Origin of the sequence: Bacillus sp. CFBP9009 (genome assembly GCF_036541465.1) — a bacterium.
GTDB lineage: Bacteria > Bacillota > Bacilli > Bacillales > DSM-1321 > Peribacillus.
The window spans coordinates 85,158-97,845 of record NZ_JAZHFU010000001.1 but is presented as its reverse complement, the minus strand read 5'-3'; the positions used below and the strand labels follow the sequence as shown (position 1 = coordinate 97,845).

The following is a 12,688-nucleotide window of genomic DNA, read 5'->3' as shown; positions in this document are numbered from 1 at the left end:
GTGGGAGTTTTCAACTTTATAAATATAATGATACTTTTAAAAAGGTTTCCTTGAAGGTAACGGAATAATTTAAGCCAAAAAAAGCCGCCCCGTTAATATTTACCGAGCGGCTGCATTTTAAATATTATTTTGTTTCCAAGGTAAACTGCAGTCCTTTCTCAATTTCCGCCAATACCTCTTCATCCGTTTCCTTCATTCGTGCTTCTTCCAAAGCGGAAACAGCCTGCTCCCGGCCAATTTTCCCAACTGCCCAGGCCGCCGTCCCCCTGATGACGGGTCGTGGATCATCCTTCATGACCTGTATCAATTGAGGCAATGCCGTTTCATCTTTGAAGTGGGCCAATGCTAAAATGGCATTTCGTTGGATTGGTTTTTTACCGCGCCAAGAGCCAGATACATGGCCGTATGTCTCTTTGAAGTCCCGATTTGAAATCGTAAGCAGGGGTTTTAACAGCGGTTTCGCCAGCTCCGGGTCGGGTTCCATCTCTTCATGAAAATGAAAATCCATTCCTTTGTTTTTCGGACAAACGGTCTGGCATGTATCACACCCATACAAACGATTGCCTATTTTCGTCCTGAACTCATCCGGAAGGAAACCTTTTGTCTGCGTTAAGAACGCAATGCAACGCTTGGAATTTAGCTGCCCGCCCTGAACGAGCGCTCCAGTCGGGCAAACATCGACACATTTATTGCATGTCCCGCATTGATCTTCCATCGGTTGATCCGGTTCAAATGGCAGGTTGGTTATCATGTCCCCCAAGTATACATAAGATCCGAATTCCGGGGTGATGATCATACTGTTTTTTGCACTCCAGCCAATACCTGCACGCTCAGCCACTGCCCTATCTGATAATTCGCCCGTATCAACCATGGACTTCATCATTGCCCCTGGCACTTTATCTTTAATGAAATCCTCAAGTAACTGCAATTTATTACGAAGAACGGTATGATAATCCGTTCCCCAAGACGCCCGGCAAAAGATTCCCCGGCGCTCACTTCTTGTACTTTGCGGAGCATCCTTCAATTTCGAAGGATAAGCAAGCGCAATCGAAATGATGGATTGCGGTTTATCGAATATCAATTCAGGCCTTACCCTTTTTTCTATATCGGCTTCTTCAAACCCTGACTGATAATCCAGCTCCTGTTGACGTATCAACCGACCTTTCAATTCGGTAAAGGCCGTGGCCGATGTAAAGCCGATTTTATCGATGCCGATTTCCTTACTATATAAAATCACTTCTTGCTTGAATGTGTTCATATCCATATTAATCACCTACGTTCATTCAGTATTCCCATTGAAAGCTTGAATCTTTTTCAAACCATTGCTATCTATGATAAACTAATTGCAATCATTTTTGGAGGTGAAACGGTTGGAAATTAACGTATCAGCTAATCTTAGCAGTAAAATCCCTCAATTCAAAGTTGGGATCATTACATATGAAAACATCGAAGTAGGTCCCTCCCCGCAAATGGTGAAAGGAAGACTTCAACTATTTCAGGAAGCTCTTTTCTTCGACCTTGAAGAAAAGGAATTGACCGACTTTTCCGGCATTAAAGTGTGGCGGGAGATTTTCAAGGCTACTGGAACAAATCCGTCACGGTACCGCCCCTCCGTGGAAGCCCTTTACCGTCGAGTAAAAAAACAGAATTACTTGACACCCATCCATTCAGCCATCGATTTAAATAACTTCTTCTCGCTGTTATATGAAGTCCCGATCGGCATTTATGATGCGGAAAAATTATCAGGGGACATCTCGATTAAGATCGGCGAGGCGTCAGATGGTTATGAAGGTTTGAACGGCCGCTTGAATTCCATGGAGAATATGATTACATCTGCCGATCATGTGGGCGCATTTGGAAGTCCTTACGTTGATTCAGAACGCACGAAAGTCACCGAAGATACGAAAAAAGCCCTCCAAATCATTTATTTACAACCCGATACTCCAATCACGGAAGCAGATCAGCTGACGAAATCCCTGATGGAAATGTTCCTTGAAATCCATGGTGGTGAAGGGACTTACTCGATTGTAGAAGGATAATTAAAAATTGAACGGAATTAAACCCTTTCCACAATCGGAAGGGGTCTTTTTAGGATTTTTCCAATTAATAAAACCAGTGCGCTAGTATCCTTTTATTCAATCGATCATTCCATCCCATAAAAAGGCGATAAAATGATTCCTGGAATTTAAGAGTATAAAGGATCACCTAGTCTTAAACTTGGTTCGGATGGAGTCCAGCCTACAGTTTTTCTTAAAATCACATTCCAGTTGATTCCAAAAATCCGCTCCCTTTCCGCCGACTGTCTGCCAAGCTTCCTCGGCGCAAGCGCCTGTGGGGTCTCGGCAAGCCAGTATTCGGCAGGAGTGTCGCAAATTTCTTCCATCCATTAAGGATTACAGTAAAAAAACATCAAGGATCACCTAGTCTTAAACTTGGTTCGGGATGAGTCCAACCTACGGTTTTTTCTTAAATAACACTCCAGTTGATTTCAGAAATCCGCTCCCTTTCCGCCGACTGTCTGCCAAGCCTCCTCGGCGCAAGCGCCTGTGGGGCCTCGGCTAGCCGGTTATTCGGCGGGAGTGTCGCAAATTTCTTCTTCCCATTAAGGATTACAGTAAAAAAACATCAAGGATAACCTAGTCTTAAACCTGGTTTGGATGAGCCAGTCTACAGTTTTTTCTTAAAATTACATTCCAGTTGATTTCAGAAATCCGCTCCCCTTCCGCGGACTGTCTGCCAACCCTCCTCGGCTCAAGCGCCTGTGGGGTCTCGGCTAGCCAGTTATTCAGCAGGAGTGTCGCAAAATTTCTTCCATTCATTAAGGATTACAGTAAAAAAACATAAAGAGCGAGATTGCCTACAATTTTTTTCTAATAAAACGTTTCAGCTGATTTCAGCCGGAGCACTTTTGTTTCAACCTTCACCTCACTATTCGGACTCCCAATCCCTTTTTGTCGCCAAACTGCAACCATAACAATGGTTACATAGCCTGGCACGTCTTGCTCTTCCCCATTAACAGTCGCTAAACAGACTTCGACTACACAACTTGCCAGATTGGAAAAAAAAGCACAAACTTAGTCAAACTGATTCTACTAACGTAGTTAATCACATTGACTAAGTTTGTGCTGAATCGAAATCCCCACTCTCCAGGATGGAGGATAATAAAAAATAAAAACTCGGTTTTCGGGCATACCATACTGTATTACCGCTTCGATAAAATGCAGGTAATTAGGACAATAAAAAAATCCCACTGTAAACAGTAGAATTCTTGTAATAATATTAAAACGCAAAGCTTCGTTCTCCAGGTAACGAAACCCTACGTTATGAGTATGTATTGGAGCGGGTGAAGGGAATCGAACCCTCATCATCAGCTTGGAAGGCTGAGGTTTTACCACTAAACTACACCCGCATATTCTTGTAGAAGTTTGTCGAATTACCAATCAACAAAATTAATTATATAGTTTAATGTGAAAAAATGCAATAGTTCTTTTAAAAAAAATTAATAATTAGCGTATTGTAACGTTAATATATTCATTCACTCTAGTAAAAACGTTAAAAAGTCCCCTGATTCAGAGAACTTTTTCATCCATATATGATGATTTAAGACCAAATGACTTCCATTAACCGCGGATAAACCTGCTGTGCCGTTTCAAGCAGCATGATTAACTTCCTGAACGCCAGATCCGGTACGATATCCCCCTCAATGGAGTATGAATACCGAATGGAAATGGTCCCATTTTCCTCATACAGCTTAGAATACCTAAAATTAGCATTATATTCATTCAACAGTGTATGTACATCCTGTTTCTTTTCAGGATTCTTCAACTCGGCGACATTAAAGCAAAATAAGTCCGCCACATTTTCATCTTGATTGAAAGCAAATACTAAAAGGACCTTCCACCCGTCCTTTAACTTTTGCTCAGCCCTAAAAAAGGTGGTGCCATCTTCATTCAACTCATTCATATAGATTTTCTCTCTAGTTAAAAAATCACGAAATTTAGCAACGTTTGACATGGTTCATCACCTTTCTCTTTGTAATTACATTTTATAATGAAAACTGGCATTTTTACAGACTTTTCTATAACTCTTCCAATTTCATCCTATTAACAAGGGCGAAGAAATCACTCATTAAAAAGAAAGGGAGTCAAATATGAACTCCTATAATAGTATCAAGATTGATTAGCCAGTTGCTTCTCCGCAAAACTGAAGCGCATCTTGTAGGTCCAAAATTTCCTGGCGGATTTTTTAGTATCCTTCAATTTCAGGCACTTCTTTATTCGTAAGTGATCGACTTTTATCGGCCGCTATCGCCATGGTTTCGAAAACATACAGCAACTGAGCAAGCTCCCGCTCTGAAAGAACTGGCCGTTTAGAGGATTTTAAGCTGGCATTTAGATAATACCCCAACTGTTCTATCGAAAATATAACAGGCCAAAGAGATTCCAATCTAGCCTTGTTTTTGAATATCTCACCAAGGGATGCATTGTAGACGGTTAATAGATTCACCATATTTGTTTGCATTTTGTTCCTTTCGCTGCTTTCATCAATTGCAAGGTCATTATCTTTTTCAGAGTACGCCATCAATAATAACTGCCCCTGGCTACGAATCGTTTTGGCTATTAAATGATTGAGAAGACTGGATGCCGAACGACTTCCGAGTACCAGCGACCCAATTAGACCTATCAAGCTTCCAACGACGATATCGGTTATCCTTACAGTCGCAAAAAAACCGAAATCATAGCTTTGAGAAGAATATTCCGCCATGATCAATGCTGAAGGGGTAAAAAACATCGCCGCCAATCCATAATTTCGAACGATGAAAAGCTCTGTAATGAATGTCAAAGATAAAATGATCAGAACGATGATGAACTCGTTATGAACGGCTGCTAGAATTAAACTTGCTATCAGGAGACCGATGACCGTCCCGAAAGTCCTTTGGACCGCCCGATGGAATGTGGCGATGATGGTCGGATCCGACATAACCGCCGCACAGGATAAGGGAATCCAGTACGAACGGTTAAAATCGGCGGAATAGGCGATGATGGCCGCAATGGTAAGGATTGTTCCATATCGAAAGGAGGAGAGGAAAACAATTGAATTCTTATCGAAAGCCCCAAGAAAGATGGTTTTTAAAGAAGGCTTGGAGATGGTTGCTGCTTGATCGATTTTCTGGACTGGTTCATTCATGATGGCATCTGCATTATAAATTCTCATGAATAACTCTTCCACCTCATCAGTCATTTGTTCAGGTTGAAGGATCTTTTTTTTATTCTTTGTTTTAGATGCAATGGAACCGGCCAAGGCACGAACGGATTGACCTAATTCTGGCGGCATCATGATTTTTTTGTTCAAGGAAATTTCCAGAGCCTCCAGGAATATGGCATTGGCATGTTCATTCAATAGGTATAATCGCTTCAACGCATCTCGACTTTGCCTGCTTGAAAACCCGGCTAACAGTGTATCTTCAGCGTGTTTCATCGCCAATACCGTTCTCTGTCTTGCTTTATTGAATGTCTCGGTGCCCATGGAATCAAAGAATGCCCCCAATTCTCTGTACACCTTTTCCACCGCAAGCGATTCTGGTCCATGAGGGTTGAAAAACCAGCCTAACATACAGATTATCCAAGATAATGCCCCACCCATTAAAACGAGGCCACCACGCAATGGGGCCAGACTTTGGTCAACGGGCATGCCTGTCGCAAGCGCAAAGCTCAAGACGAAGAATACCGCCGAAGGGCCGGTAATCTTTAATGCACCAAAAATAAAAAAACCACTGGCCCCGATGATACCCATCATTATGGCTGTCCCCAATTGGTATGGAGCCAAAAGCGTCCCTAAAACAACAGATAAAGCAAGACCCACCATCACAAAAAAAATCTTTTCAGCCCTTTGGCGATACGGTTGGTTAAAAACGTATAAATAAGTGAAACCTCCTATCCCTGCAAGTAAACCGTACGATAAATTTCCGAATAATAAGCCAATGAAAACAGGTAGTGCAGCAGCTATACCTGCACTTAGTGCTTTTATCCAAGGAAATGGATTCTTTTTTATTTCAAAAGCCTGTTTAAATGTGGTATGTATCGTATCCAATTTCAGAGATTCGGAAGAGGACCTTTGCTTATTTTCACTCATTTTCAATTTATCCTTTCATTAAAGATTCCATTAACTCTGTAGTGAAGGCTATGTCTGATGAAGTGACTTCTAATAATTAATATCCTTCATATGGATCAAAAGATACCACTAAAGGTAATGAAGGATCATATAACTTGAAAGGAAAACGGCCTTTCCCCGATTGAAATCGAAAAAAGGCCGCTTTTGTCATAAGCTGCTTAAAAATCCCAACAAAGGACCTTCCTCAGCTTTATTTCCAGAAAACTTATAGTTGAGCGAATTCAGGTTCCGCAACTTTTACAAGCTGTTTACCGAGGTTCGTTCCTTTAAACAAACCTAAAAATGCATCAGGCGTGTTTTCGAACCCTTCAATAATAGTTTCTTCATACTTCAGCTTTCCTTCTTGAAGCCACTTACCTAAATCCGTAGCACCCTCTTGGAATCTAGTGGCATAATTTCCAACTGTGAAACCTTTCATTAGTGCACTCGTTTTGATCATCGCCGATTGCAGACGCGGTCCTAGATCTTTTCCTTCTGCGTTATACGAGGAAATCGCTCCGCATAATGGTATTCGGGCATTCGCATTCAAAAGTGTGAAAACAGCATCGGACACCTCGCCGCCCACATTATCGAAATAAACATCGACTCCATCGGGAACAGCCTTAGCTAAATCTGTCGCAAAACTATCACTTTTATAGTTTACGGCTCCATCAAATCCTAGCTCTTTCGTTAAATACTCAAGTTTTTCATCTGAACCAGCGATGCCAACAACCTTCGCACCTTTAATCTTAGCAATTTGTCCGACTACTGAACCAACTGCTCCAGCCGCTCCTGAAACGACTACCGTTTCACCTTCTTGAGGTTTACCGATATCAAGCAAACCAAAGTAAGCAGTTAAGCCGGTCATTCCAAGAATCCCTAAATGAGTTGTGACCGGAGCCACCTTGGGATCAATCACGCGGATTTCCTTTTCGGTGACAACTGTGTATTCTGCCCAGTCGATATTCCCAACAACGACATCCCCTTGTTTGAAGGAATTCGATTTGGACTCAACAACTTCAGCAACAACGCCGCCCGTGATGACCTTATTCAATTCAAATGGAGCAATATATGATTTGGTATCTTGCATTCTGCCACGCATGTATGGATCGACAGATAAATATAGTGTACGTACTAAAATCTCATTATCCTTTGGTGTGGGAACTTCACTCTCAACAAAGTTGAAATCCCCTTTCGAGGGCATACCTTTTGGACGATTTGCCAGGGTGATTATTTGTTGTTTAGTTTGTGTCATCATTGTTCCTCCTTGGTTTGAATACGTAATTGCGAAAAGAAGCGTATCACTGATGAAGTTCATAGGTCAAAGAATATGATTGGCTATTGCTTCCATAACACTCTTTATGTAGCCTTTCCTGAAAAACCCCAAACTTGCTACAGCCTATTATGTCCCATGTTTTTCATTTCGATAAACGGTTCGCTCACCAGAAAAATTTAACGGCCTTTCCCCGATTGGATACCGGGAAAAGGCCGCAGCTTGAAATACTCTATTTTTATTGTCTGCTTGGCAGGGCTACTGCCCCTTCTTCTTATTAACTAGTTTAATGAACTAATTCGTGGATATTCTACATCAATTTTGAAATAAACATCGTTGCAATTCCAAAGTAAATAAGTAACGAGAGTATATCATTCAGTGTTGTAATTAGCGGACCAGAAGCAACTGCAGGATCAATGTTGAATTTATATAATATCAAAGGAATAATGGTACCAGCTAAAGTCCCGATAATCAGGGTCATCACCAACGAACTTCCAACCACTAATCCCAGAACCGGATTTCCCTGCCAAACATAAGCTATGATGGAAATCAATATTCCACAGGTAATGCCTATTATCAATCCAACTTTCAATTCCCGTATAATAAGTCTGGTCACGACTCCTTTATCCGTATCACTAGTAGTGATTAGGCCTCTTACAACAACAGCTAAAGATTGAGTACCTGTATTTCCAGTCATCCCTGCGATCATCGGCATAAAGAAGGCAAGTGCAACAACTTTGGACAATGTTTCTTCAAAACCGCTTATAATGGTTCCAGACACTAATCCGATAAATAAAAGTAAAATAAGCCAGGGAAGCCGACGATATGCGGCCACGTGCGCCTTCGTGTCAAAGTCTATAGCTTTACCGGATGCCGATAATTTCTCAATATCTTCATTCGCTTCCTTAATGACAACATCAATAATATCATCGACGGTTACAATTCCTAATAACTCATTATTTTTTTCAACTACTGGAATTGCTAAAAAATCATATCGCTCAATAACACGAGCTACCTCTTCTTGGTCTTCATAAGCAGAAACGGAGATAACCCGGCTATACATAATATCTTGAATTTTTTCAGATTCATCATTTATTATTAAATCCCGATATGAGACAACACCTACTAATTTTTTATCATTATCTATTACATAAAGATAATTGATCGTTTCCGAAAACTCCGCAAAGATTTTCAGTTTTTCAACTGATTCGCGAACCGTATAATGTTGGGGGATCCAGACAAAACGGTTTGTCATTATTCGCCCTGCCGTTTCAGGCGGATAATTCATGATATTTTGAACGATTTTTGATTCTTCCTGTTTCATGCCTGAAAGAAGTTCTTCAATTTTTCCAGGGGATAGGTCCTCTAACAATGAAGCTAGATCATCATTATCCATTAAATCCATTACATGACCGGATTTCTCTATTCCTAATTTACTAAGGATTTTTAATTGATGCACTTTCTCAACTTCTTGAATCAGTTCAGCGATTTGTTCTGAATCAAGTAACAACAAGAAACGTGTATGGTGTTTTTCTGGCAGCCCCTCAAAAATTCGCGCAATGTCATATGGTTGGAGTTCTTCTAATATTGCTAGAAATTCAGTCTTTTTTCCTTCTTTTAAAACTTTTATGATTTGTAAAGTCATTTGATCTTCCGTCAGGACTTTTATCATTTCGTCACTCACTCCTTTTTAGGGGAGCCAAAAAATATTTCCCTTAAATATTAAGAGTAAAAAAAATATTTATTCCCCTTCCAAAATCTTGTTTTCATTCACGTGTATGTCGTCGTGAATAGTTATCCAAATTCCTCACCCCCAGGAAAAAAATAAAAACACCTCCATTACAAATGAAGGTGTTAAATACGGTATATATGCGTACATTGTCTGGATGACAAATACAAACAGCCGTATAAGACTGAATGACAAATACAAGCATAAATCCAGTTCCTCCATTCGTAGAGCTTTAGCACTGTGTGGCATAGGACAAAGCCAGCTACATTAAAAACCACCTTATGTCGATGGTTTCTGTTGACCCATTGGCGTCTTTCGACATTTTTGGGCAGTAGCGTATCTCCTACACAGGAGCCTCACCTAACGAGGATATTTAATTTACACATCCACTCTAAAAGAGTTTCTTTTAGATGTCAATGTTTGATTCAAATAATTCTAATTTTGACTTAATATCCCGACCTTTAAAAAGGTAAAGTCAAAACAGCACCGACATAGGCGCTCTCGATTAAGACGGTCTGTTAACTTCGATATTTAAAAGATTCCTCCACAATTGCCACCTTATTTAAAAAGGTACAATGGAAAAATAAGAGCAATCACAAGGGAAAATATTGGAATTTGATATTAAAACTTACTTATAATGAAGACGGATATGAATGACTGAAACAAAAAATAACGTTACATGAAATAGCTTTTATCTCTAATTACTTTAGAAAGGAAATTGCTCGAATGAAAAAACTTTTGACGATTATATGTATTATCGTGAGTGCTTTTGTATTAATGGTAGGTTTCAGAACCAAGGAAGCGGTACAGGTGGAAGAGAATTCAAGGGAAGTGAGCTCATTGAAAGCTATTGAAGGCAGATGGGAGGGAGATATTAAGATTCCAAATCAACCACTTCCAATCATTGTTCATTTTACGAAGCAAGATGGAACCATAAGTATTCCTGTACAAGGGTTGAACGAATTCCCCTTAACAAGTGTAAAGTTAAGTAAATCAGACTTGTTTTTTGATATGAAGATCCAAAATCAGCAAATAACGTTTGATGGTAAAGTAGATCAGAAAAGGATTTCAGGAACATTTGTTCAAAAAGGGCAAAAGTTCCCCTTTGAATTGGTCAAGAAATCCGATCAGGCAGTTGAAGAAAAAGAATCAGGTGAAATCGTGCAGGCCGACTTAAAGAACGGAACCATTAAAGGCCTTTTAGAAACACCAAAAAATGAAGGGCCTTTTCCTGTGATGATTTTAATTGCGGGTTCTGGTCCGACCGATAAAGATGGTAACACCATTGCAAATCCCGGAAAAAATAATAGTTTGAAAATGTTAGCCGAAAGTCTTGCAGAAAAAGGTATCGCAAGCATTAGGTATGATAAGCGCGGAATTGGTGAAAATATGCAATTGGCAGGAAAAGAAGAGGACCTGAGATTTGAACAGTATATTGATGATGCAGCTGCCTGGATTCAATTTGCCAAAAAGGATGGCCGTTTTTCCAAAGTCGGCATCATCGGCCATAGCGAAGGCTCTTTAATTGGAATGGAAGCCGCAAAGAATACAGAAACAGACATATTCATTTCATTAGCGGGTGCAGGCGAACCTATTGACCAAGTACTCATCAAACAGCTTGAAGAGCAACTGACACCGAAGTTATTAACGGAATCCAAAGATATACTGGCAAAGCTAAAACAAGGAAAACAAGTCGAGACTGTCAGTGCTGATTTGCAGAGTGTATTCCGTCCTTCTGTTCAACCTTACATGATTTCTTGGATTCAATATAACCCGATAGAATCAGTAAAGGAACTGAATATCCCTGTTCTAATCGTAAACGGCAATAGAGACATTCAAGTGCCGGCAACTAACGCAAAAGCGTTACATACGGAAAAAAGCGATTCTGAATTACTTATACTCGAAAAGATGAATCATGTATTGAAAGAAGCCCCTGCAGATCGAGCGGGAAATTTAGCAACCTATACAAATCCTGAACTACCATTATCAACTGGATTGATTAATGGAATCATAGAATTTTTAAACAAAAATGACATTACCAGTAAAAATAACAATTAAGAGTAGTGTCTCCCCCGGGTTTGCAAAGATCTCTCAAATGATTCTCGTGCCCCCAATATTAGGGTGAATAATCTTTTTAAGTTGTATCATCTTAGCCTTGGGTATCCCATAAGTGTTTGTATTAATAACAGAAATGAAGATCATTTAGAATTTCCAGGAAATATCGATACTAAAGAATTGAATATTTTTTAAATGAGTTAAAAGCACTTTATATAACTATGTAAAAGTTAGATAAAAAAAGGCAGAATAATTCTGCCTTTTTTTTATATTTTCTTCGAGATATTCTGTCCCACTTTTGAACTATAAGCTAATATTCTTTTTTGAAAGTGCATGAAAAAAGCGCTTATTAAGTAAGAAAAAACAGCAACCAGAAAAGCTCCCTCATATGAATTAATGGTACAAGTGCTAGTAACTGTGAAGTAAATATTCCACTGACCCTTCATAAAGTACATACCAAAATCAGTTTTTGTCATCCCAAAATACTCGTAATATATTCCTTCGAGGTAACTGTTGAAAATATTGTCCACTTAAAATAGCCTTCCATCATTCCATGAGGATTCACCAGTTGTGAATGGTAGATCCTTTTTCAACAAAATCTTACATCCAAAAAAACAATGGCAGGTAATCTAACAAAGAGGAAGATTTTGTATAAATTCATTAGTATAATTGATGAAATTACAATAAGAAAGGAAAGATCACTATGAAGATGCTTATACATGCTTTAAAAAAGAATACCACATGTATCCTTGAAATCATTTATTTGTATATACTTTTCTTTTTTTCAGAGCTACAAACTACTACTGTAAGCTTATTAAAAATAAAGTAAGAACTATGTAATTTAACCCTCTTGAATGAACTTATGTTAAAAAGATCCTCTAGTTCCCAAACATTCCATAAATTTTTTTATTTCACCTTCATAATTAGAACTTTCAACAGTCATAACAGCCAGTTTGCACACTTTGTCTATGTTAAATCCCTCAAGGGCGAAATGCAGATCGATAAACTTGGAGGTCCGACAAGCGTTTTAGTACTTTAACTCAGTCCTCTGTAACTCAATCTAACCAACCTGACTCGATATGCAGCTGAGCCCCTTTTTTCAACAGGTAATGATTATTCTATCTATCCTCCTACTGAGCTACCTTATTAGCCGTGAATGAAAAATATCACTTGATAAGGATATTCCTTACAAGTGACAAACATAAGTTCACCAAAAAGGGACAAACTGTATTTGAAAAAAGAAAGGAGATGTAAGACATGACAAAAAAATTTAATAAAGGCAGCCGTAATCAAAATTCACCGCAATTACACGGGCAAGCTCCTGTTAGTGGGGACAACAGCAAAGGAAATAAAAGAAATAAAGATCAGAGCTCTAAAACAGAATAACTAAAAGAAACAAACCGGCCATATTCAGGACCGGTTTGTTTCTTTTGCAGATAATCTTCTTAGTTATTTGTCAGAAAGAAATCAAAAAGGACAAT

At 39.3% G+C, this 12,688-nt stretch carries 10 protein-coding genes, 1 tRNA gene and 1 riboswitch; of the genes, 3 read left to right on the top strand and 8 right to left on the bottom strand.

What is annotated here, in order from left to right:
- Positions 1–124: 124 nt before the first annotated feature.
- Entirely contained in the window at positions 125–1,264 is a 1,140-nt protein-coding gene (gene queG, locus V3595_RS00575) for a tRNA epoxyqueuosine(34) reductase QueG (protein ID WP_485904885.1), read from the bottom strand.
- Between the two features lie 106 nt (positions 1,265–1,370).
- On the opposite strand from queG, the gene V3595_RS00570 reads away from it, so the two are divergent.
- Positions 1,371–2,039, top strand: coding sequence for a B3/B4 domain-containing protein (locus V3595_RS00570; RefSeq protein WP_485904883.1), 669 nt, complete (start codon positions 1,371–1,373; stop codon positions 2,037–2,039).
- A gap of 146 nt (positions 2,040–2,185) precedes the next feature.
- Here V3595_RS00570 and V3595_RS00565 read toward each other — a convergent pair whose 3' ends face one another.
- The 7 genes from V3595_RS00565 to mgtE all read right to left on the bottom strand — a co-directional run bounded on the left by V3595_RS00565 (position 2,186) and on the right by mgtE (position 9,095).
- Entirely contained in the window at positions 2,186–2,383 is a 198-nt protein-coding gene (locus V3595_RS00565; protein ID WP_485904882.1) for a hypothetical protein, read from the bottom strand.
- Positions 2,384–2,870: 487 nt separating this feature from the next.
- A complete protein-coding gene (locus tag V3595_RS00560; RefSeq protein WP_485904880.1) occupies positions 2,871–2,996 on the bottom strand; it encodes a hypothetical protein in 126 nt (41 codons plus the stop codon).
- Between the two features lie 339 nt (positions 2,997–3,335).
- Positions 3,336–3,409 (bottom strand) — tRNA-Gly (locus tag V3595_RS00555).
- A 191-nt stretch (positions 3,410–3,600) separates the two neighbouring features.
- Positions 3,601–4,014 (bottom strand): YbjN domain-containing protein, encoded by a 414-nt coding sequence (locus tag V3595_RS00550; RefSeq protein WP_485904878.1) that lies wholly within the window; start codon positions 4,012–4,014, stop codon positions 3,601–3,603.
- Between the two features lie 231 nt (positions 4,015–4,245).
- Positions 4,246–6,132 (bottom strand): FUSC family protein, encoded by a 1,887-nt coding sequence (locus V3595_RS00545; RefSeq protein ID WP_485904877.1) that lies wholly within the window; start codon positions 6,130–6,132, stop codon positions 4,246–4,248.
- A 244-nt stretch (positions 6,133–6,376) separates the two neighbouring features.
- Positions 6,377–7,405 carry an NADP-dependent oxidoreductase gene (locus V3595_RS00540; protein ID WP_485904875.1) on the bottom strand — a complete coding sequence of 343 codons (1,029 nt, stop codon included), beginning with the start codon at positions 7,403–7,405 and terminating at the stop codon, positions 6,377–6,379.
- A 328-nt stretch (positions 7,406–7,733) separates the two neighbouring features.
- The gene (gene mgtE, locus V3595_RS00535) at positions 7,734–9,095 is read right to left on the bottom strand and encodes a magnesium transporter (RefSeq protein ID WP_485904873.1); all 1,362 of its coding nucleotides are present in this window, start codon (positions 9,093–9,095) and stop codon (positions 7,734–7,736) included.
- Between the two features lie 266 nt (positions 9,096–9,361).
- Positions 9,362–9,527: riboswitch (M-box (ykoK) riboswitch) on the bottom strand.
- Positions 9,528–9,878: 351 nt separating this feature from the next.
- Here mgtE and V3595_RS00530 point away from each other — a divergent pair.
- Positions 9,879–11,210: an alpha/beta hydrolase family protein gene (locus tag V3595_RS00530; protein ID WP_485904871.1), complete on the top strand. Its 1,332-nt coding sequence runs from the start codon at positions 9,879–9,881 to the stop codon at positions 11,208–11,210.
- A gap of 1,254 nt (positions 11,211–12,464) precedes the next feature.
- The gene (locus V3595_RS00525; protein ID WP_255256698.1) at positions 12,465–12,593 is read left to right on the top strand and encodes a hypothetical protein; all 129 of its coding nucleotides are present in this window, start codon (positions 12,465–12,467) and stop codon (positions 12,591–12,593) included.
- Positions 12,594–12,688: the final 95 nt, after the last annotated feature.